Here is a 21,814-nt window from a genome sequence, read left to right on the forward strand (position 1 = left end):
AATATTGTAGTTGTTCCCCATACTATGTATTTTTTTAGTTGATTTTCCCTGACTTAATTTAAAGGCAAGTATAAGACCCACTATTAAAATTGTTAATGTAAGTACTATTGCCATTTTACTTTCACCTTCTTTATAAAGAACAATTCACCATAAAAGTCTATATTATTATCAGGATATTCAAATTTTTATGACCGACCAAAAGGAAGTATGCGCTATATCCCCTTAGTTTCCCTAACGTTTGATGCCCGAAATTTAAGAGTACATATTTGATAGTAAGAACTTCTGTAAGAATAAACATAGACCCCATCCGCTGATTCCGAGGATGATGGAGATCGAGAATGGAGTGGAATACTTTAGAGCAACAGCCACAATAAAAACCAAGATTATTGTACTGGGCAGGCCATAAAGTACCCCGAATAAAAACTGACTTAAATTGTTTGATTGCTCCCCCTGTATATATAGCCAAAAAAGACTTAATAAACTAACAAGAGGAAGGGCAGCTACAATCCCCCCATATTTAGGTGAATATTTAGCAAGAATAGTAACTAGTCCAATGACACAGGCTGAGACACTAATCTTAACAAGAAAAGACATGTTTAACCTCCCTTCTTAATAAAACAAACGTCTCTATAATCTGTGCTTGTTCTTCAGCATCAAAACGATCTAAGATTATTTTTAGTTTTTCCTCATCCAGCTCTGTATTTTTCTTAAGTACTTCTTCTCCCAGTTTCGTAAGTTTCACGTAGACAACCCTTCTGTCTTGAAGAGAGCGTTCCTTCTCTACATAGCCTTTTTGTATAAGCCTTTTAATATGCTCAGACGTTGTATGATGTGTAACATCTAATACTTTCGAAAGAAACTGTACCGTTGCATCTTTATTTTTCTTAATAGCTTGCATACATCTAATATTTTGATGGGTTAGAGATTCCTCATGCTTGTAATGCAAATAGTAATAAAGATCGGTCCATGCTTCATTAATGAGACTAGCATCCATAATTTACACCTCTCATATATCGTATAATACGATATATTAACAAAAAAACATGGGATTCGCAATAAATGGAATTTATGTATGTTCTACACCTCTCCAGTCCATATAACCCTATAAGCAGAAAACTCCTGGACAAATAAGTTCCTCAACAAGAAATTTCGTTCTACATTTTTTTCCTCTACAGGATTTTATCCATCATTGGTTTATCAAGCTTTCTAGACTTCCTCACAGACCAAGCGTACATAAAAATGATAGGTTTTATACCCTTAAGAAATAGTTGATCATTGTTACTGATTTTATCCCAGTAAAACCTACTCTAATAAAGTTATAAAGTTTGGCAAATCAAGGTTAGTGAAACAAGAAAATATATGATATACTCCAATTACAAAATATTGTAAAAAGTGGTGAGGAATTTGAAAAAATACTTCGTATTTATAATTAGTTTTTTATTGCTCTATACAGTATTTCAAGTTTTATCGGGGTGGCTTCTAACAGCTTTTTATACTCCACATTTCTCTGCAACAGAGGAGAATTTTAGTCAAGAAGTAGTGTTTGGAACTACTTCAAGTCCGTTACTGTTGACTTTGTTAACTGCTACATTAGCTTATTGTTTCTCTCAAAAGAAATTTAGTATCTCTAAAATTAAATAAACTAACAGAAGCTCAGTGAAAAAACCCTAATTTCATAAATAAATTAGGGTCTTTATCGACGAAGATATTTTATACAATTGCATGTCTGTTTATTAAAATAAATACTTCTACGACCGGATGTGTTATATCATAAATGCCATATAATCACTATTACATGGCATTTGTTTTTTGATTAGGCTTTAGTCTAAAAAGACAACTCGCTTAATCTACATTGATCTCTCCGATAGTGTTTGCATTCTCTACAAGAGTAAAGACTCTAGAATAGCAATCCTGAATAATTGGTTTTGGTGTCTGCTTCTAATTGAAAATTACTTAAGATAAATAAATTTGATACATTGAGGTTTCTTGATCTATACTCTTTGCGATTTCAAACGCTTCTTGTTGACTTTTGTTATTATTGATCAATTCGTAGAAAAATCGCACCACAAATATTAAATTAGAATTACCGTCTATATAATCATTTGGACCAATATATGAATGACAACCAGATGCAAGAAATGCTGCTGCTAGCGAGGTTGTTCCTAATGTACATCCAGGAGCTATCACTTTTATATTTTTCAAGCTCGAATGCTTCATAACATCTTGAACATCAAAAAATTCTCCTCTTGGCTCGCCAGGTTCATAAATATCCTCACCTAGTTCAGGCATGCAAAATCTTCCTTCATCTCCATGAAAATTTAATATTAAATAATCAACTTTATTATCACGTTCTTCACCAGATAAAACATCAACAAGATCATTGGGCCTTCCTATCCAGTGCATTGTAACTCTTGCCCCAAAATACTCAAGTGTTGACCTTAACGCATACGATTCCATGTCACAATTTGGACCTACAACTAAACTGATATATAACTCTGGTTTACTCACTTTGATATCCCCTTCGCCCGGTAAAATAAATTTTAATTAAACACATGTAAAGAATGATAAAGAGACTTCTTCAGATACGCTCCTTAATGAGCGTAACAAAGTATCCCTTTATTGCATTAAAACAAATTTTATATTTGAACTTGCAACTAACGTTTCTACAGGTAGGAGGTGAACAGTTTAGTTCACAGAATTGTTGTTTCACGCCCCCATTAGTAGAATGTATATGCCTATCATAAACTAGGCATAGAACCTAGATGCATCTATCTCACAAATGTAATAAAGTCAATATTAACTGGTTCCATACCATTTGCCCGAAGTCGTGAGTTAATCTGTCCTCGATGATACTGACCATGCAATGCTACATGAATTAAAATATCCCGCACAGAATTCTTAAACTTGATTCCTTTACTATTTGTGTAGGTTATTATTTTATCCATATCATTGTGTGCTAAATTAGTAAAAAACGTCGTTAAGCTCTCTTCATTTTGCATAACGAGTTTTGCACAGAATTCTATATCGACCTCTGACCAAATGGGCAGTGCTGAACTCTCCAATCCTCGCAGTCTAGTTATCCATACTTTCTCTGAAAACAGGATATGTGAAAATAAACGGCTCACCTCTTGATTCTCCTCTTCGATACTTTGCAATATCTCAAGAATACGTTGATTAGCCCAATTTAAATGCTCATACATCTTTTGGATAGTTTTCAATAAGAATCATCCCCTTATAAAAAAATCACTTGTGTTCTCTTTCTATAACAAAGAGTTTTACTCCTTCTTCTCCTTCTTCCACTCAACCGCCATATTAGCCCCATAAGAAAATAGAACAGTCGTAATAGGCCCAACTTTGTTCTATTCTTGCCCCCATTAGCTATCCATTCACCTGAAATTTGGTTCCATTCATCCCCTCTTATACTCTTTTCACCTTGATATTACTGCGTTTGCTTTATATCACAGCTAAACTTGAATTAAGAAAACGAAAACGCGAGAAGGAGTAATGAAAATGGAGAATGTTATTGAGGTAAAAAAACTTGTTAAATCGTTTGAAAACAATATGGCCTTGAAAAATGTAAACTTTGAAGTGAAAAAAGGAGAAACGATTGGTTTCTTAGGACCAAGTGGTTCTGGCAAAACGACAACCATTAAAATATTAACTGCGCAACTTCACCCGACAGCTGGAGAGGTGAAAGTGTTTGGAGAATCCATCAATAAATTAAAGGACCCGAGTTATATGAAGAGAATTGGCATTTTAACGGATAATAGTGGCCTTTATGATCGCCTTAGTATATTTGATAATCTTGCATTATATTGTGATTTATATGAAGTGGACAAAAGCAGAATCGATGAGGTTCTTGAAGCCGTTAACCTAATAAACGATAAAAAGAAACCCATTCAAAAGCTATCCAAAGGGATGAAGCAGCGAGTCACATTGGCGCGGGCGATTTTACATAAACCTGATCTTCTCTTCTTAGACGAACCAACCTCTGCCTTAGACCCGGTCAATACAAAGCATATTCATGAGGGCCTAAAAAAGTTGAATCGAGAAGGAACGACCATTTTTTTAACTACCCATGATATGCAAGAGGCAGAAACACTTTGTGATCGAGTGGCTTTCCTAAATAATGGGGAGATCAAACTACTAGATACACCTCAGAATATAAGAGCACAACAAGAAAATTCATCTATTACACTTTTATTAAAAGGAAATCGTACAGTTGTGGTTGATAAAGACGAAGAAGGAGCAGAGAAAATCCACCAATATATGAAGGATGGGGAGATTTTAACCATTCACTCTAACGAGCCAACACTTGGAGACATTTTCGTACAATTAACAGGGAGGAATTTATAATGACATTTTCATTTAAACGAGTAAATGCAATATTTATAAAAGATTGGAAAGACCTTCAAAGAAATTCTTACATCATCTTTACATTAGCCATTCCTTTAGTGTTTGCAGCTATGTTAAGTCGCATGGGTGAAGAAAGTGCAGCCTTAAACACTTATCCGATCAACCTTGCCCTTGTCATTGCAGGTGCTTTCATTCAAGCTGCCATGGTAGCAGAAGAAAAAGAGAAAAATACATTGAGAGGATTGCTGCTGTCACCCGCTAGCACAGCTGAAATTTTTGTAGGGAAAAGTGCTTTATCTGCTGTTATGACGATTCTTGTTATTATTGGTTCCATTTTCTTATCAGATTATAAGGTTCCTTCCCCCCTGTTGTTTTCAATAAGTATCGTGTTAGGTTTGTTCTTTTACATTGCAACAGGAACTATTCTTGGCTTACTTTCAAGAACAGTAATGGAAACAAGCATTATTGGAATGCCTGTATTAGTCGTCTTTGGAATGAGTTCTATGATGAAATCCATGGTAGACAATAAAGTTCTCATAAAGATCGTCGATTATTTACCAAACGAGCAACTAAACGCCATTTGGTTTGGGTTGAGCAGTGGAAAAGGATTGAGCGGGATTATTGAACATATCCTTGTGCTATTAGTGTGGGTAGTTGTATCGATCGTCATCACCGTAGTTATTTATAGAAAAAGAAGAATCGATTAAATCATAAGGAATGAGAGATACTATTCTAATTACTTTGCAGTGAGATGCTTGAAAGGAACAACGGAAAAGCCTAATTTCTCAATTTTAACACTGAGAAATTAGGCTTTTAATATTAAAACTTTTTTAATGCTGAGTTGACTTCCCTTCTTTTTTATACAATTTCACACCTACTTACCACCCTTTCCTAAGGCGAGAGCACGTGAGGCGGAAAATTGGGTAGCTATAAGTGAAATGACAGAAATAACCCGAATATCTCATCAAATAACCAGAAGATATATGAGCAAACATCCCTATCATCTGCTTCTGCTTATAAAGAAAAAACGCAAATCCTATTTTATTTCAGATGAATTAATAGAAATTATAAAAAATACTTCTATGGATGCTCTCTTGTTTGAGCATATAAATCAAGCATATACTCGCCATAATCTTCGGCTTCATCTTCGTCTAAATCTTTATTATCAACCCATTGATAGTAATGTCCAACTTCATGAGCAATAGAACCAAGAATAGAAGCCAGGGCATTGTCTTGGCCTAATTCCTCTAACAATTCCAAATAATCACCAGTAGCAATTCTGATATAAGGTTCTTGAGTTTTATCATAAGGGGCAAAAAAGGTAGCTGAAACTAGCTCTTTGGTGGTTATGTTTTTGATCTGATAATCCTTTTTTAAATACACCACCACACGAATAGGAAAATCAAATTCTTTCCGCATCCATTTACCAAACTCTAAACATGCTCTTCTTACTTCTGGATGAACACCTTGCTCACATCGCACTCTTAAACCATTTCTTAACACTTCGTCAGTCATTTTGATTCCTCATAGTAAAAATGTTTTGTAGACCACAGATTAACATAACCTCCGATACCGAGAGTAAAAACACCGGGTGTTAAAGTCTTATTTAACTTCAACTTGTAGTACATAGCTTGAGTCTCCTTCTTCCCAATTAGCATACACGCTATAAATATAAATACCTGGCTCTCGTGGAAGAATAATAGTATCAGAATTAACAATGTTTTGCTCCCTGGCTTCACCATTGTTCCAAATATCTGCTCCTAGAGACCCCTTTTTAGGCTGGTAATCAAAATGAAGCTTTAATTTACTTCTCTCGGCTACTGCAGTAGGTACATCCCCTTTTACCATGTCTTCAGGCGATGATGTATCTGCACAAACTTCCTTGTTGTTTTCATTCCAACAATAGCTGCCTTGATAAATCTTAACTGGCTCTTCATTAACTGTTGCAGAAAGTTTTGGTGGATTGGGCTGACAAGCAGTAAGTACTAATAAAGCTAATGAAATAAATAATTTTTTCATTTAAATTCTCCTGTCCACTTATCTATCCTTATATTTTCACATTACTATAAAAACATTAAATAGAACACAAAACTCTTTGTATATTCCATGCACCTTTAGTTCACATCCCCCCACAAGAAGGCAGCCAGCAAAGAACAGCACCCTCACGAAATCTGGATGTTTCTTCTTCCCCCGTTTTTTTCTCTAGACGGGATTTTATATATCGTTGATTTATCAAGGTTTTTAACCTTCTAACTAGCTTGTAAGTTGTGTAAAACCTATACCCCCTCACCACCATATACATATTTTGTATAATAGTGATAAAATTGTAAAAAAGGAGGGTGTTTATGAGAAAAAAACTTTTATTAAGCTTATTCATATTCGCTTTAATGATTTCGGGCGCTTATTATATGTATTGGACAAATAAGCAAAAGGAAGAAAAAGAAATAGCCATAAGTGCTCTTCATGAATATTTGTACAAAGAAAAAAGCTATAGAAAAAAGGAAATAAAGAAGATCACTTTTTTTAATGATAACCCTTTAGGCGGAAAAAACTATCTGTATCATTATGCTTATGTTGTTTATCAAGATGAACCTAAAAATGAATATGTCTACTACATTACTAAACATAAAGAAGTAGTGTGTGCAGGATTTGCAAAAGGAGATATTAGTACGATGAAACATGAGATCATAGAATAATAATTCTCCAAAAAGGACTGCCTATAAGGCAGTCTCAGTTTGTCGACAAAAGGGGTTCGGAATAGTCTTATTCCGAACCCCTTTTGATTTTTCGGTAGTTTTAAAGCCATTCGAGAGAAAGATAGACCTCTCCGAGGTCATCATTTAAGCCATTTCTGGTTCTCGCCAAGTCCAGCTGGCCATTTTCTTGAGATTCATGGCAGCGAAAGTAAGCATCGCTTGCATCGACAATTTTTTAAGTCCCCTTAACGTTGTCCAACGCATGCCATGCTTTTCTTTTGCATCTGCGAATACACGCTCAATCGTTTCTTTTCGCTCCGCATAAATCGCTTTAACTTCTTCGTGGTGGCGAAGATGGTCGGCCTCTTCCATATATTTCTGCCAAATATGGCGTGTCACCACTTTTTGATGATTTCTGCTTTTCGTGCATTTAGCTAAAAAAGGGCAGGAGGTACAAACCTGTTTGGGTGATCTGTATTCACGATAGCCTTCCTTATTCGTCGTTGAGTAATTCAATACTTCCCCTGCCGGACAAAGGTAACAGTCAAAATGTTCATCGTACACATAGTCATGCTTTCTGAAGAAGCCCTCTTTTGTGCGCGGCCGTGTATAAGGCAAAGCAGGTGTCATGCCGTTTTCCATTAAATAACTGGCAATGGCAGGTGTTTTGTAAGCTCCGTCTGCACCAACAGCTTTAGGTTTTCCTACCTTTTCTATCACTTTCTCCATTAACGGCTCTAAGATTTGGCTGTCATGTGTGTTGCCTGGTGTGACCATTGTGCCAATTACGAATCCCTTACGGTCTGCGGCCGCGTGAAAGGAATAGGCAAATTGTTTGGTTCGTTCGTCTTTAACGTAGTAGCCACTGTCCGGATCGGTTGTACTTTCCTTGATTTCTTTTGTTTCTTCTTTATCGAACTTATCTGGCGGGAACGGCTTTTTTCCATGATCCTCTCGGTCCTGATTAATCTCTTCTTGGAGGCGTTCCTGATACGCGCGTGTTTCTTTGCGAACCATTTTCTTTTCAAATTTACGCTTATTCGCGCTAGCTTTTACATGAGTGGAATCCACAAAAACGTGCTCCGCACTAATGAGCTTTTTCTCGGCAGCTATTTTTAAGATACGATAGAAGATCTGTTCAAACAGGTCGGTATCTTTAAAGCGACGCTCGTAGTTCTTACCGAAGGTAGAGAAATGCGGCACTTTATCATGGAATCCATAACCGAGAAACCAGCGGTAGGCCATATTCGTTTCCACTTCCTCGATCGTCTTGCGCATGGATCGAATGCCAAAGGCATATTGGATAAATGTTAGTTTAATTAAAATAATTGGATCAATGCTTGGGCGGCCCACTTCCGCATACAATCCTTCCACCAAGTCATAAATAAAAGAGAAATCCATCGCTGCCTCCATTTTACGGACCAGGTGATTCTCTGGTACAAGCTGGTCTAGAGCGATCATTTCTATTTGATTCCGTTGGATTGGATTGTTTTTCGAAAGCATCTTTCTCACCTCAAGTGTTTGATCTATTTATTTTAAAACAGGTATGGTTGTACGGCTACTCTAACTTTGTAACCCCTGTTGATTGAAATGGATGGCGCAAAGACTCCTGCGGGATCAGCGGGACAGGTGAGACCCCGCAGGCGCTTTCGCGGCGAGGAGGCTCACCGCCCGCCCCGCGGAAAGCGAAGCGCCTGGAATGGAAATCAACAGCCCCCATTCACAAGCAAAATAAAAAGGACTGTAGACAAACTCTAGAATTTCATTGAGTTTGTCTACAGTCTGGGACTGCCTATAAGGCAGTCTTTTTTCAGCCTCCACATCCAAAATTCGGAAACACATTTTTTAAGCTTAACCTTGCCAAACATCTCCAAAATCGTTCTGTAACATCCTTATACTCCTGAGTTATGGGGTTTTTCTCTTTAATTTATTTTAGATTAAGGATTTGACAGAAATGCAGTCTTTCTTATTAAATCAGACCTCTATTCGGTTGATATAGCCGCATGAAGTTTCCATCCACTGTCTCATAATTCATCATTGTTTGTGTTCCCCTCCCTTCTATGATTAAAAAAAGGAACAAGCACATGAAGTGACGAATTTTACATTAACCAAAGAATGTATAAGCAAGAGCAACTCGTTTAAGGGTTTGCTTATAAAGATCTAATTAAAACAAACATTTTTTTCTATCTATAAGAAAAAACTCTTTTTCTTGGTTTCTTTTCTTTTCGCTTCCGAAAAATTTAAAAATGAATAGATTGAATAAGTCAGAAAAGCTTTAAGAGGCACACATTCCCCTCATATCATCTTAGTTATACACAAGGAGCCATCACTCAAAATCCTCTTCCTATCACAGTTAAGGTAGCTGTATTTTGTCTCTAGTCACTATGTAAGAAAATCTAGTAATTTTACATTTGTTATGGGGATATAAAAGCATTTTTAGCATTGTATACATTTTTGTATACAACTATTGATTTTGTTTACAAAAATGTATACAATAAAATTAGAAATTTATTCTAGGAGGTATAAAGACATGAGATTAGCTAGCGTGGATATTGGCAATGATGCCGTTAAGGCTTATTTAAACGGACTGCAAGAAACACTATACATTCCGAATGTCATTGCGGAGCTCCCTGACCGAACTATTGTAGAAATGGAGAAAGAGCCGTTAAATGCTCTCCATGTTGAAGTTCAATCCTCTGCTTTAAAAGAAACTTCGAAACGTTTCGCAGTAGGGAAGCTGGCAAGTAAATATCCAAACAACGACGAATTAACGCCTGAAAATGATAAAAGTTCTTCCGATCAGCCTATTGTTTTGCTGCTAACCACCTTGGCTATAGATGCCACACGTCACTTTGAGGAACATGATGGGATTATTGAAGCTACATATATTCTTTCAACAGGTCTACCCTTGGATGAAACAAAAAGAGAATTGAATAAAGTATTCCGGAAAAAACTTAAGAGTGGACAGCATCAGGTGACTTTCCTGAAAACACCAGAGCTAGAGGGGAAAACAGTCAGAATTAAATTTGAACAAGTACTCGTCAACACTGAGGGCTTTGCTGCTTATATCGACTTAACTACTAATGACGACGGCTCTACTAAAAATGAAGAGTTAATTGGGAAAACAATTTTAATAAATGATATAGGAGGACTCTCTACCGACTCAGCCATTATTACAAAAGAGGCAGAGGTGGACAATGAGTACTCCGATGGCATTAAACAAGGAGTATCCACTTACTTAGATAATATTATCCGGAAAGTTTACAAGGAATACAAATACACCATTAAAAGTCGTCGAGCCTTAGTTGAGATTATTACAAATGAGGATCCAGAGGAACAATACTACATTTGGAAAGATGGAAATCGGATCTCCATTAAAGCGCTAATTGACAGCGAGCTAATGATTTTAGCGAAAGAGGAGTATAAATTAATCAAGAACCTATGGCGATCGGTGCCTGATATTCGTCTAGCTTACCAAATCGGTGGAGGATCTGTCATCTTGAGACCCTATCTATCCAAGCTAAATGATGAGGATAAACAGTATCCATTACGTTTTACAAAGACAGAGGACAGCATTTGGATGATTTCACGTGCCTATTTTAAAATTTTGCTAATGTACTGCCAAGCTAAAGGGATTGAAATTACAGATATGAGCCTATCTAGGTAAGGTGCATCCTTATGAGTGAGTTCATCCCTGGAAAAGTTATCTCCTTTCGTCTTCCTCGAACCACTCCCAAGAGAGTTCTTTCACACCTGGAAGATTTGAAATCGCATCATGGCAGGAAATTTAGTAGTGTGCTCTCTTCTAAGTTCGTTCAAATGCTCGATGAGGAAATAAAAAAGGAAAAACCCGATGACATGCTGGTGATCCCTATTCCTTCTGGAATCAGTCAGGATGAAAGAGAGTTTTTGCAAAATGAAAAAAACCAAGCTCTGATCGGCCAGTTGATTACCCATCTTTTAAAGGAACCAGACAAAATGGTGACGTTACCTGAAACGGAGCAGCCAATCGAACCAAAACTGGAAGAGAAATCCTATATTCAAAATAAAGCACTTCAATCTTTCGCTCAGAAAACATTTTTGAATTTCGATGATGATGACGATGATTAAGCCCTCCCAACACCTCCAACATCTGGAGGTGTTGTTTTTTACGGTTTATACCGTTTTCAAATCTATATCTTCCTACCAACCAGTAACGCATCTATATAGAAATGAAACGAAAACATCATTTTTCGCAAATCCCGCTCGAATTTTTATTGAATAGAAACGTTTCGAAGTAAAAAGAAATACTTTCTCCTTTCTAGAAATACCTAGAAACGAAACAAAAAGAAAACCGGTTATTTCGCAAATTTTCTCGTGTTTTTATTGACTTCTGATTATCATCAATAATTTTTATAAAGAAGTTGATTTTTCTATTGTCGTTCTTCTAATGAGTGTTCTTCATTCTCTTCTTAAAATGCATCGAAACAAAAAGCCCATAGTAAGAAGCCTTTCTCTTATGTTTATATAAGGATGAAAAATGCTATTAACAGAGAAATACCGAAACGAAAAGAAACAAAATCTATTTTTTTGTTTCGATTGGTTTTAAAAACACATTACATTTCTCTGTTTTCACTTTGACTGTTTCAGATAATGCTTATCAATTCCTATATAATTGAGTCTATTCGTGAAATCCACTATAATAAAAAGTATTAATAAGAGAACGCAAAACAACGAAGTGTTTCCGAAACGAAACAAAGAGAAGCGAAATTGTTTCTTTCTTTTCGTTTCTGGAGAAAAGAGGGGAGTGTTTACTTTGGAACAAACCAAAGAGAAACAAAAAACCATCATGGTGGAGTTGATTAAAGAAAAATTTGCTGATGATCCATTATTTCTGGAATGTTCATTGGCCTCTAAAACAAAAGAGAAACTATTTCCTGATTTTCTTGGCCAGCTAGTAGAAGGAGTGGAATACTCTGCGCAAGATGCTGCTCGATTCGTTAATCGGTCAGATGCAAATATACGCTACTATTTGCAGAACCTCCCAGAATACATAGGTGTTGTAAAGACTTCTTCCTCTTATAGAATGAGATATGATGGCGTCTATCGTATTTATTTGATTTTTATGTATATTAAAGACCTGAACAAGCAACTAAAGGATATCAAAGTGAAAATTGGGGAAGAGGCTCAATTTATTCCTAAACGTAAAAATGTAAAAGGGATGAATGAAGACACTCTTGATACTTTACTCTTTGGCATGCACCTAAGGGAGAAGGCCACTCTTGAATTTACAGAAAAGATGTTTAGCCGATTTATGGAGAAAAGTAAAAAAGAGCAGGAATTAAATCACTTATACATTGAACATAACAAGGAACTATCGCAAATAGAGGAAACCATCAGACGGCTCATAGACAGGAAACTCTTGCTAGAAGGGGATTTAAGACGAAAAAGAAATTCCGAAAAAGAACGATTATGGTTAGAGAAGGTCCGAGCCCTTGAAAACAAAAGAAAAAAAGAAAGCAATATTATTGGAAGGATCTTTTCACCCATTATTGTGGAGAAAAGTGAAGTAGAGGCACCTACTGAAGAAGAAATAGGTGCATCCCCGATTGTTAGAGATCTAGAAGCTGACATTCAGGCAATTGAGGAAAAGCTGAAAGAAGAAATGGAAAAGGCAGCAAATTTTTCAAAGGACAGCACACTTTCCAAAAAGATCTCTACAGTGAAGGAAGAGCTTAGTGTCATTGAGCAAGAGATTTTAGAGAATAAAGAAGCCTTTGATGCGATTGGTGAGCAATCAGGTCAAGCATTAGCCTATTTCCAAAAGAAAAAAGGCTATGAAATAGATCTTCCTGAAAACGTAGGGGAAAGAAAACATTTGTTAGATGAATAGTGTTATTCATGCTTTGGAAAATGATAGTTATCCTAATAGATATAGTGACGATTACATTCCAATGCTGCTATAAAGAAAGCCCCATCGGCCATAGCTAAAAAAGACCGATGGGGCTTTATAAAGTTATCGTTCAAAAAGCATCATTCTCTTTACAAAACTTATTTGTGCATATCGTTTATTTAATCTTCTAGTATTAGGGACTTTTTCAACCATTGAACAATCTTCATATCGTTCTTCTTATTTCTTCTTTTGGTTTCCTTATTCTCAAATCGTTTCAATGTATTGTAACCAATCCCTATCTCTTTTGCTGCTTTGGCAAGTGAAAGTCCTCGCCGCTCTCTTTCTTGGATGACCATTTCAGCCGTTAAGGATTCCTCTGTAAGTGGCGGAAGAGGTTCATCATTCTTTTTAGGTTCCGATAGGGGAAGGGAAAGCTGAGATGCTTCTGCCGCCGGCTCTCTTCTTAAAGGGGAAGCTTGCTGCTCTATGCTCCGATATCCAACTTGTTGGATGACAACTGGTTGACTAAGTGATTCAATCATTTGATTAACAGTTGATGAATCTACCTGGTGCTGATCCTGTAAGATCGACAGCTTTCTTTTATTTTTTTCCATCATTTCAGCAGAAGGGGTAATGGCTACCTTCAGCCCGTAAAAATAAGACAACCAGCCGGTTCGACCAAACAAACTGAAGTCGACAGGGTCCGTAAAATGCCAGTCTCTTACAATGCCTTTGTTTGTTAGTTCATCTAACGCTTTGACAAAGCGGTCGTACATGTCTAGTCCTCTCATCCGTGCAGGGAAATCAATTTCCCGGATGAGCGTTTTGACCATAAAAGGCTGATGTAAATTATTTTTAGACAGACGAATAAACCATTGTGTCGCAAGGTAACGTGCCAGCCGCTTCTCCGGACGCTGCCGCACGGGATGAAACTCCAATGCGCTTAAGTCAATAATGCCTAAGCGTTTATTTTCATTCAGAAAAGACGTTAATAACGATGTTGGTTTGATTTGACAGGCATAGATACCTAAAAATTTATCGTTCTCGTCATAAGCTGCCCGTACTTTTCCTACCTCAAACATTTTCTGAAAATCCCTGTATTTATACTTTTTGCTTTCTTTTAAATCATTTTCATCGACTTCAATGACCTCGCCCTCTTTCAATGAAATCCAAATATTAGAAAGAGCCTTGACTCTTGACATAATGTTAAAACGGTCTCTTTCCCGGACTTCCAGGCTGCTATTCGGATCCACAAGGTTGCTTCTTAATTTCAGCGCATCATTGGAGTGAAAATACAGGTAACCATCTTCATCTTTTGGCGCAAAAAGAAACAGAAAACAAATAATATCAAAAATATCGGCTGTCATTTCATCCATGGCACTAAATGCCGTCCGGAGTTTATCCCAATACTCCTGTTCTTCATCCGTAAAAGGCATGTCCATTCCTCCTGCCACATTGACGCGTGCCATTCCATGAATGTTGCCTTTAGAATCTTTAATTTCTGCTTGAAAGAGATCGTCTGCTTCACTAGCCGCCACAAAGGCCTTAGGCTGTGTCACGATATTTCTTACTAGATGAAACTGATAATCCATGCTGGAGACCAAATGCCGCTCTTCTTTGGCAAATTGGACAGCCGCTTCGTTAACACTAAGATGTACATCCAACGGAAAGTCCTGGTTAATATAGCTGCTGACTTGTTCCAATACATATGTGTGATGTTTTCTGAAGACCTCCCGTATATTTTCCTGGGTGACTTTTTTGCTCACTAGCAGGGAGCGCACAATCTCACATAACCAATCAAAACTTCTATACGCTTTTTGATTATCAAACGTTTGATTGATTTCACTTGTGACATACTGTTGCCATTCTTCAATAATATAGTTGTTGGAAAAATACCTTTGGACTTCTTCTAAAACGGCAAGTTTAAAAAAGTCTTCACTTAGTGCGAGTTTATTAGGGTTAATGTATTCCGCCATGCTATCTCTCCCCAAGTCGTTCTGTCTATATGGATACCTTCATTATGCCAGTTCTATCATAAAAATGGCAACTTGCCATTTTGATCATCTCTTTTCTTTGAAGAGACGGTGCTCCTACAGTTGCTAGTTCTCCTTGTGTTTACTGATCCTTTCCACTTTTGTTCTATTCTCCGTCCTACCTGTGCACCTTTTTCTTTCCACATTTCTGTCCTATCCGTGCATCTTTCTTGCCATTTTCATTATTCCTTCGTCCTACCCGTGCATCTTTTTCTTTTATTTTTTCCTATATTTGGATAAAAAGAGGCGGATTTAGTCGAAAACCACCGTTTTTTTGCCACTTTCCGTCCTACCCGTGCACCTTTCTTGCCATTTTCCATTTTGCTCCGTCCTACCCGTGCACCTTTTTCTTGCCACTTTAAAAATTCTCCGTCCTACCCGTGCACCTTTTTTAAATAGGAATTTTTTATAAATCCCGCTAAATCAACGTTTGTGAAGCATGCAGTCAAAAAATCTTTCCACTTGAACCTTGCCACTTTCCATTTTGCTCCGTCCTACCCGTGCACCTGAAAAAATTTTAAAAAATCTCTGAGCCCTTGACCTGACTGGGCTGAGGGGCTCTTTAAAATTTGCCACTTTTCTCTTAGAGAGAGCCTATTCGAAAAAAGGCGTCGTGTATAATAGACATACTTATACATAAACCGCTAGAAGGGAGGGTATGAAAATGGCAAAATTCCGTAAGCAAAGCAAACGGCAAATAGTGAAAATGGATGGCTTCCGTTTCCCCCATCAGTTGCTCGAAGATCTTCGTGTCTTCCAAAAAGAACAAAAACGGCAAGTACCAGCGAGTGCCTATGCCGTCCTGCTTTCTGTATTAAAACAAATTCATTTGGAAAAAAATAGCCAGGGCAAAGTCCAAGAGTTTAATCTCGCTTTTTGGAGCAAAAAATTGCATGTGGCTTATTCGACGATGCATGCGGGACGTAAATTCTTAGAAGAGCATGGCTTTCTTTATGAAGAAATTCTGCCAAACGGACTGCCTGCATGGGTGTTAGCCAATTATCAGGAATATACTACTCCTGAATTAAAGAACGGCCATGAATTGAATTATTTTATCGTCCCTCATACCCTCTTGGATACGACGATTGTAGCCGAGTTTGTGCGCACCTCTAATCCGGAAGCGTTTGAACTCATGTTTTCTCTATTCAATCAATTTCGACATGGAATCGCCAAACTTGATCGTAAAAACGAAGTGGCAGCTCTTGAACAAGCACGGACCATGCATACATTAAAAGAAAAATTGAAGAAAAGAGCAAAAGGGGTAAGAGAGGTATTGGCCATTTTACAACCTCTTTTTGATATCGAATATACAGGCGTTCAAGTCCGCGGCTGCCAGTTGTGGATCCGAAAAGCGATTTTTCGCTTAAAACCGGAATGTGTGAAAGAGAATACAGATGAATTTCATGTCGAGCCGCTTTTGGCTAAATTTCAGGAGCACACGCTTTATATACTCAATGGGCTAAAACTGCGCTACAAGCCACGAGATCTTTTTGATATCATGCTGTCCTTTAAACAAGAGGTACTTGACATTGTCAAATACTTGATCGATGAAGACGAAAGTGAAGAGCGTTATACATACCGTGATGCTTGGGCAGAATCTCTGTTTTTCCGCTGCCTGGATCAATTTGAACAACATATTCGAACACAAATCAACCGTAAAGGAAAGTTCTCGTTCCATACGTCCATCGGCGCCTATTTTCGGACCATTTATCGACGAGAGCTTCCTAAAGAACTTAAAAAAATTCCATACGATAAAATGCATCAGGCCAAGTACAACGAATATATCCAAACAGGACAAGTACCAGCCCTGCATTTCATCTAATGCCTTGTTTTTAAATTTTTAGTCAAACAAGGCTATTTCCCGTGTATAAAAAATCCAAGAACTTGTATCTGTTCTTGGATTTTCTTTTATCTATGCTCCTTTTTTAAGAGAATGGCCTCTTACCAAGAAGCTGTTCTCTTTTTTATTTCATTTACTATCAATAGATTGCTTCTTATTTTTCATAAAAACAAATGATGGCTTCTTAAGTGGTTTTTGTATCAGTAAATTGCTTCTTGTCTATTAATTATTCAATAGATTGCTTGTGAATCTATGAATATATCAAATATTGGTGTCTTTCTTTTTGGTATAAGCCCAGCTGTTGTAAGGGTTTAGAAACTGTTTTAAAAAAGAGCTTATTAACTTTGAGTATTTATTTTGAATTATTTTTTATAGAATTGATTGTTTACTATTACTTGATTTTTATACTTATAAAATTGAATATACTTTCATTACTACATTTATTTAAGATTCATCTATTAGGCTTTATATTTCTTTAGTATAAAGAAGCAAGTTAAAATCTGAATTCTAGCAAAAAGGAGACTAATATGTATTTCTCTCCTAAGACGCATTGTTTAATGAACAAGGTGAAAGAATAGTTCAAGATGCCTATGGTTATTTATGGTAAAATAACTGCAGAATGCCAAAAAACAATCGTTAACACAGGGATGATCCTTATTTGAAGTCAGTAGGCAGTTAAAAAATTATTGTATGTACATGAGGATTCTTTTGGGGGAATGCGCCATTTTAAAAATTGTATTGATGGTTATGCTTTCCTATTGTGCTGGAAGTATAACAGGGGCATATTATATCGCCAAGTGGTCAGTGGGAAAAGATATTCGCCAACTTGGGAGCGGGAATGCTGGAGCCAGAAATGCCGGAAGAGAGTTAGGAAAGAAAGCGTTTGTGTTTACACTTTTGATTGATATGGCAAAAGTTATGATGGTTCTGTCTTTCGTAACACTTTTCTTTCCGCAAAATAAAATCATGCTGTTAGTTAGCGCTTTTTTCTTGTTAATTGGCCATATTTGGCCGGTACACCTTGGTTTCAAAGGGGGAAAAGGAGTCGTCGTTTTTTTAACCTCCACTTTGTTTCTAGTTCCACCGGCCATTGGAGTTTTAGGAACATGCGTTGGAATCAGCTATTGGATTGTACGAAACTTTACGATAGCTGGTCTTTTTTCGATGGCCACCATTCCTGTGACAGCTTGGATACTGGGAGAATACTATTTTGCTATTGGGCTATTTAGTTTATTGGTCATTGTAGTTATCTCACACATAAAAGACGCATGATTCAATAAATTATTTTATACTTCTTTCATTTCAATCTATTTTGAGGAGGCAACAGAATGGAACAACATACGTTAACCTATAAAATAGCATCCGAACCGGAAGAAATGGAACAAATCTATAAACTAAATTACGAAACGTTTGTAGAGGAAATTCCGCAGCATCAACAAAATCAAGGCCGACGTTTAATAGATAAATTTGATAAGGAAAATACCTATATTATTGCCAAGGACGCGGGAGTTATCGTCGGAATGATCGCAGTGCGTGCCAACCGCCCGTTTTCTCTTGATTATAAAATAGACGATTTAGATCATTATTTACCAAAGAATGCTAATCCTTGTGAAGTGCGGTTGCTCTCGGTGAAAAGAGACTATCGAAAAAGCTGGGTATTTTACCAGCTGGTAAACTTACTCGTTAGCTATTGCTTGGAAAAACAATATAACATGGCTCTTATTTCCGGTACCGATCGTCAAATCAGGCTATATAAAAGAATTGGCTTTGAACCATTCGGCCCCATGGTTGGAAGAGAAAAAGCAATGTTTCAACCGATGTATTTAACTAAGAAGAAATTTGAAACTACATCAAAAGCGTTTTCTAAAATGATGAAACAGAAAAAGAGAGAACCAAAAAAAATGAACTTTTTGCCGGGTCCGGTGGCAGTACATAAAGAAGTAGAGCAAGTTTTTAGAAAAACAGCTATTTCCCATCGCTCTAGCGAGGTTATTAATGAAATGAAAACAGTTCGAACAAAACTATGTGAATTGGTCAATGCAAAAAAGGCACAAATCGCAGTCGGAACCGGAACACTTGCGAATGACTTAGTAGCTGCTCAAATAAAGAAACTTCCTGGAAAAGGATTAATCCTTGCAAATGGAGAATTTGGCTATCGGTTAATCGATCATGCAGAGCGGTTCGGCTTGGAGCATTATACATTGGAAAAACGGTGGAATGAGGGCATCCCGGCAGAAGAGATTAAGAGCTTTCTTGAAACCCATCAGGATGTAAATTGGCTGTGGACAGTGCATTGTGAAACATCTACAGGATACCTGTACGATTTGAACAAGCTTCTAGAAGTGGTCAAAAAGCATCACATAAAATTATGTGTAGATGCCTGCAGTTCAGTTGGAGTCGTTCCTGTTGATTTTCAGGATGTTTATTTAGCAAGCACTGTTAGTGGAAAAGGATTAGGTTCTTATCCAGGGCTAGCTATTGTGTTTCATCAAGAGACCATTGCACCGAATAAAGAGATACCGAGGTATTTAGATTTAGGGATATATGCCATGACTGACAGCATTCCTTATACTCATTCATCAAACTTGATTTTTGCATTGCATGAAGCAGTAAAAAAAGTAAATGTAGAAAGCAGGCATACATTAGCAAATGAGGTCAGGAAAATGCTGACGAATGCTGGGTTTTCTGTGTTAGGAAATGAGGATTACTCACCGGGCATTATGACTATTCCGCTTCCATACGGTGTTTCTTCAAAAAATGTGGGGGATCAGTTAAAGGAAAACGGGATCATTATCAGTTATGAAAGTGACTATTTACTGCGACGGAACTGGATCCAGTTTGCCTTAATGGGGAACCTTACATTAAAAGAGTTTGAAACTGCATTGGCCATCCTTCAAAACATAATGAATAAAAAAATTAAGCAGGTTTCAAACCATGTTTCAAAATAAGCGATGGAAACACATAGAGGGCATAAAACTAGTTTTAATGATAGCGGGCATTCTTTGGTTAAAAACGGTGATCGTTTGCCTTTTAGGCTTTAACCTTAGCCTCCAATCATGGTATGACATCGGAGTGATATTAATAAGTTCCCTTGGTTCGCTCTTATTTGTAATGGGCTTTAGTTTTTATTTTAGTGAAAGGGTAAACAGACTGCTGTTGTTCGGATTATTATTTACCGGAACTTTTATCCTTTATGGGGATCTCTTATATTATCGTTTTTATATTGACTTTGTTAGCGCGCCGATTCTTTTTCAATTTGATAATGTGGGCGGCTTGAGTGCCAGCACGGTTGAGCTAATGAATCCATGGGATCTTTGTTTATTTATCGATCTGTTTTTGGTAGGGTGGTTTCTTTTTAAAACGAGAGCTACTTGTTTTAAAGTAGGAAAACAGACCAAAAAGTTATACGCAGCAGCAAGTTTAACGTTTACTATAATAACAATTGGTTTAGGAATTGGTAAATCTGTTCACCTTTTTTCTGAATCTTATGATCGGGAACAAATGGTTAAGTCATTAGGTTTGCTGAATTATCATGTATATGACATTGCTTTAGGGATGAAAGTATCCTTAGAGCGGTTTGTGGTCACAGAAGCAGATGCTGTTGCCCCGCAAGAATATTTTCAGCATAAAAATCTTCAATCAACGGATTTATTTGGGATAGCAGAAGGAAAAAATGTGGTAGTCATAAGCATGGAATCAACCCAAGACTTTGTCATTCATCAAAAAGTAAATGGAGAAGAAATAACCCCTTTTCTTAATGATTTAATTAAAGACAGTTTCTATTTTAGCCAAGTATATGATCAAACAGCTCAGGGAAAAACATCTGACGCAGAATTTATGATTGATACGGGGCTTTATCCGTTAGCAAGCGGTTCTGTTTTTGTAAGAAGACCGGAAAATGTGTACTATAGTCTTCCACATTTATTAAAAGAAAAACAGGATTATTATGCTGCTGCATTTCATGGGAATGTAAGTACCTTTTGGAACCGGGACACGATGTACAAGACTTTAGGTTACGATAAGTTTTTTTCTAAGAAGGATTACATAGTAACAGAAGAAAATTCAATCAACTATGGAATTAAAGATATTCCATACTTCAATCAGTCTGTTCAATATTTAGAGACTATACCTGAACCCTACTATGCGAAATTTCTCACCTTAACAAACCATTTTCCTTTTTTGCTAGAAGAGGAAGATATGTTCATTGAGCCAGCAGCTACAAAAGAAGGAGTTGTTAATCGCTATGTGACAACGGTTCGGTATTTAGATAAATCTATTGAAACGTTTTTTAAACAATTGAAAGAAAAAGGGATGTACGAAGACACTATGTTTGTTCTAGTCGGGGATCATTACGGCATTTCTGAAAAATACGAGGAAGGTCTGAGTGAGTTATTAGGAGAAGAAATTAACGTGGCTAATCGAATGAAACATCGCCAAGTGCCGCTGATTATCCATATTCCCGGCCACGAAGGAAAAATCATTGACACACAGGGAGGAGAAATTGATATACGTCCAACACTTCTCCATCTTTTAGGCATTAAAAAAGAAAACAATTATTCATTCGGTCATGATCTTTTCACAAGAGATCCAGATTATCCAGTTGTTTTTCGAGATGGCAGTTTTATTTCAAAGAATTACATATACAAGGATAGTATTTGTTATAGAAAAGAAAGTGGGCAAGCGGCAGGGACTCATCATTGTGAACCATATCTAGATGTGGTGAGACAAGAGTTAACACTGTCTGACAAGATCATTTTTGGAGATCTCTTAAGGTTTATGAAGCCGCAACAATAAATAGCCGACTATTCATCCTATAACAATGATTAAGATTTTTATCGAAATAAAAAAGGAAAATAACAGCAAGTTGATGAGAGAATTGCTAATAGGATAACGATTGGATGATAGAGAAAAACAGCCAGGTGTTATTCAACTAAAAAGGGAGTTAAGCTACAAAAATGATATTTCAGTCGAAGAGTCTTTTTATGGCTTCCGGTAAGGTGATGTATATCTAAAATAG

At 36.9% G+C, this 21,814-nt stretch carries 18 protein-coding genes; 10 read left to right on the forward strand and 8 right to left on the reverse strand.

Going from position 1 to position 21,814, the window contains the following annotated elements; translation table 11 throughout:
• Positions 1-252 precede the first annotated feature (252 nt).
• The 4 genes from MKZ02_RS23290 to MKZ02_RS23305 form a co-directional block, all read right to left on the reverse strand.
• A complete protein-coding gene (locus MKZ02_RS23290) occupies positions 253-594 on the reverse strand; it encodes a DUF3147 family protein (protein WP_340856810.1) in 342 nt (113 codons plus the stop codon).
• Positions 578-994 carry a MarR family winged helix-turn-helix transcriptional regulator gene (locus MKZ02_RS23295; protein WP_340856811.1) on the reverse strand — a complete coding sequence of 139 codons (417 nt, stop codon included), beginning with the start codon at positions 992-994 and terminating at the stop codon, positions 578-580. The genes MKZ02_RS23290 and MKZ02_RS23295 overlap by 17 nt, the downstream gene beginning before the upstream one ends.
• Before the next feature lie 959 nt (positions 995-1,953).
• Entirely contained in the window at positions 1,954-2,508 is a 555-nt protein-coding gene (locus MKZ02_RS23300; protein WP_340856812.1) for a delta-aminolevulinic acid dehydratase, read from the reverse strand.
• A gap of 260 nt (positions 2,509-2,768) precedes the next feature.
• A complete protein-coding gene (locus tag MKZ02_RS23305; RefSeq protein ID WP_340856815.1) occupies positions 2,769-3,218 on the reverse strand; it encodes a DinB family protein in 450 nt (149 codons plus the stop codon).
• 292 nt (positions 3,219-3,510) lie between these two features.
• Here MKZ02_RS23305 and MKZ02_RS23310 point away from each other — a divergent pair, with 292 nt between their 5' ends.
• Complete coding sequence (locus MKZ02_RS23310) at positions 3,511-4,356, forward strand: ABC transporter ATP-binding protein (protein WP_340856817.1); 846 nt, start codon at positions 3,511-3,513, stop codon at positions 4,354-4,356.
• On the forward strand, positions 4,356-5,063 hold the full coding sequence (locus MKZ02_RS23315) for an ABC transporter permease (protein WP_340856818.1): 708 nt from the start codon (positions 4,356-4,358) through the stop codon (positions 5,061-5,063). Before MKZ02_RS23310 ends, MKZ02_RS23315 begins: the two co-directional genes overlap by 1 nt.
• A gap of 373 nt (positions 5,064-5,436) precedes the next feature.
• Here MKZ02_RS23315 and MKZ02_RS23320 read toward each other — a convergent pair whose 3' ends face one another.
• Both MKZ02_RS23320 and MKZ02_RS23325 read right to left on the reverse strand, forming a co-directional pair.
• Entirely contained in the window at positions 5,437-5,871 is a 435-nt protein-coding gene (locus MKZ02_RS23320) for a hypothetical protein (protein WP_340856819.1), read from the reverse strand.
• A gap of 87 nt (positions 5,872-5,958) precedes the next feature.
• Positions 5,959-6,375, reverse strand: a complete 417-nt coding sequence (locus tag MKZ02_RS23325; protein ID WP_340856820.1) for a hypothetical protein — start codon at positions 6,373-6,375, stop codon at positions 5,959-5,961.
• A gap of 326 nt (positions 6,376-6,701) precedes the next feature.
• Between MKZ02_RS23325 and MKZ02_RS23330 the strand changes: the two genes are divergently transcribed.
• Positions 6,702-7,052, forward strand: a complete 351-nt coding sequence (locus tag MKZ02_RS23330; RefSeq protein WP_340856821.1) for a DUF3139 domain-containing protein — start codon at positions 6,702-6,704, stop codon at positions 7,050-7,052.
• A gap of 144 nt (positions 7,053-7,196) precedes the next feature.
• On the opposite strand, the gene MKZ02_RS23335 is transcribed toward MKZ02_RS23330, so the two are convergent.
• Positions 7,197-8,555, reverse strand: a complete 1,359-nt coding sequence (locus MKZ02_RS23335; protein ID WP_340851863.1) for an IS1182 family transposase — start codon at positions 8,553-8,555, stop codon at positions 7,197-7,199.
• A gap of 1,027 nt (positions 8,556-9,582) precedes the next feature.
• Here MKZ02_RS23335 and MKZ02_RS23340 point away from each other — a divergent pair.
• The 3 genes from MKZ02_RS23340 (at position 9,583) to MKZ02_RS23350 (ending at position 12,924) form a co-directional block, all read left to right on the forward strand.
• A complete protein-coding gene (locus tag MKZ02_RS23340; protein ID WP_340856822.1) occupies positions 9,583-10,719 on the forward strand; it encodes a ParM/StbA family protein in 1,137 nt (378 codons plus the stop codon).
• A gap of 11 nt (positions 10,720-10,730) precedes the next feature.
• Positions 10,731-11,162 (forward strand): hypothetical protein, encoded by a 432-nt coding sequence (locus tag MKZ02_RS23345; RefSeq protein ID WP_340856824.1) that lies wholly within the window; start codon positions 10,731-10,733, stop codon positions 11,160-11,162.
• Between the two features lie 685 nt (positions 11,163-11,847).
• Positions 11,848-12,924 carry a hypothetical protein gene (locus tag MKZ02_RS23350; RefSeq protein WP_340856826.1) on the forward strand — a complete coding sequence of 359 codons (1,077 nt, stop codon included), beginning with the start codon at positions 11,848-11,850 and terminating at the stop codon, positions 12,922-12,924.
• Positions 12,925-13,103: 179 nt separating this feature from the next.
• Here MKZ02_RS23350 and MKZ02_RS23355 read toward each other — a convergent pair whose 3' ends face one another.
• Positions 13,104-14,900 carry a helix-turn-helix domain-containing protein gene (locus tag MKZ02_RS23355; RefSeq protein WP_340856827.1) on the reverse strand — a complete coding sequence of 599 codons (1,797 nt, stop codon included), beginning with the start codon at positions 14,898-14,900 and terminating at the stop codon, positions 13,104-13,106.
• Positions 14,901-15,621: 721 nt separating this feature from the next.
• Here MKZ02_RS23355 and MKZ02_RS23360 point away from each other — a divergent pair.
• The 4 genes from MKZ02_RS23360 (at position 15,622) to MKZ02_RS23375 (ending at position 21,591) form a co-directional block, all read left to right on the forward strand.
• The gene (locus tag MKZ02_RS23360) at positions 15,622-16,779 is read left to right on the forward strand and encodes a hypothetical protein (RefSeq protein ID WP_120038624.1); all 1,158 of its coding nucleotides are present in this window, start codon (positions 15,622-15,624) and stop codon (positions 16,777-16,779) included.
• A gap of 726 nt (positions 16,780-17,505) precedes the next feature.
• The gene (locus MKZ02_RS23365) at positions 17,506-18,069 is read left to right on the forward strand and encodes a glycerol-3-phosphate acyltransferase (protein ID WP_340856828.1); all 564 of its coding nucleotides are present in this window, start codon (positions 17,506-17,508) and stop codon (positions 18,067-18,069) included.
• A gap of 56 nt (positions 18,070-18,125) precedes the next feature.
• Entirely contained in the window at positions 18,126-19,745 is a 1,620-nt protein-coding gene (locus MKZ02_RS23370; RefSeq protein WP_340856829.1) for an aminotransferase class V-fold PLP-dependent enzyme, read from the forward strand.
• On the forward strand, positions 19,732-21,591 hold the full coding sequence (locus MKZ02_RS23375; RefSeq protein ID WP_340856830.1) for an LTA synthase family protein: 1,860 nt from the start codon (positions 19,732-19,734) through the stop codon (positions 21,589-21,591). Before MKZ02_RS23370 ends, MKZ02_RS23375 begins: the two co-directional genes overlap by 14 nt.
• The last annotated feature ends 223 nt before the right edge of the window (positions 21,592-21,814 follow it).

Origin of the sequence: Pseudobacillus sp. FSL P4-0506, assembly GCF_038003025.1 — a bacterium.
GTDB lineage: Bacteria > Bacillota > Bacilli > Bacillales > Domibacillaceae > Pseudobacillus.

Coding starts and splice junctions, on each gene's coding strand:
- MKZ02_RS23310 (WP_340856817.1), top strand. CDS start 3,511: ATGGAGAATGTTATTGAGGTAAAAAAACTTGTTAAATCGTTTGAAAAC.
- MKZ02_RS23340 (WP_340856822.1), top strand. CDS start 9,583: ATGAGATTAGCTAGCGTGGATATTGGCAATGATGCCGTTAAGGCTTAT.
- MKZ02_RS23335 (WP_340851863.1), bottom strand. CDS start 8,555: ATGCTTTCGAAAAACAATCCAATCCAACGGAATCAAATAGAAATGATC.
- MKZ02_RS23375 (WP_340856830.1), top strand. CDS start 19,732: ATGTTTCAAAATAAGCGATGGAAACACATAGAGGGCATAAAACTAGTT.
- MKZ02_RS23295 (WP_340856811.1), bottom strand. CDS start 994: ATGGATGCTAGTCTCATTAATGAAGCATGGACCGATCTTTATTACTAT.
- MKZ02_RS23360 (WP_120038624.1), top strand. CDS start 15,622: ATGGCAAAATTCCGTAAGCAAAGCAAACGGCAAATAGTGAAAATGGAT.
- MKZ02_RS23325 (WP_340856820.1), bottom strand. CDS start 6,375: ATGAAAAAATTATTTATTTCATTAGCTTTATTAGTACTTACTGCTTGT.
- MKZ02_RS23320 (WP_340856819.1), bottom strand. CDS start 5,871: ATGACTGACGAAGTGTTAAGAAATGGTTTAAGAGTGCGATGTGAGCAA.
- MKZ02_RS23355 (WP_340856827.1), bottom strand. CDS start 14,900: ATGGCGGAATACATTAACCCTAATAAACTCGCACTAAGTGAAGACTTT.
- MKZ02_RS23345 (WP_340856824.1), top strand. CDS start 10,731: ATGAGTGAGTTCATCCCTGGAAAAGTTATCTCCTTTCGTCTTCCTCGA.
- MKZ02_RS23330 (WP_340856821.1), top strand. CDS start 6,702: ATGAGAAAAAAACTTTTATTAAGCTTATTCATATTCGCTTTAATGATT.
- MKZ02_RS23290 (WP_340856810.1), bottom strand. CDS start 594: ATGTCTTTTCTTGTTAAGATTAGTGTCTCAGCCTGTGTCATTGGACTA.
- MKZ02_RS23370 (WP_340856829.1), top strand. CDS start 18,126: ATGGAACAACATACGTTAACCTATAAAATAGCATCCGAACCGGAAGAA.
- MKZ02_RS23315 (WP_340856818.1), top strand. CDS start 4,356: ATGACATTTTCATTTAAACGAGTAAATGCAATATTTATAAAAGATTGG.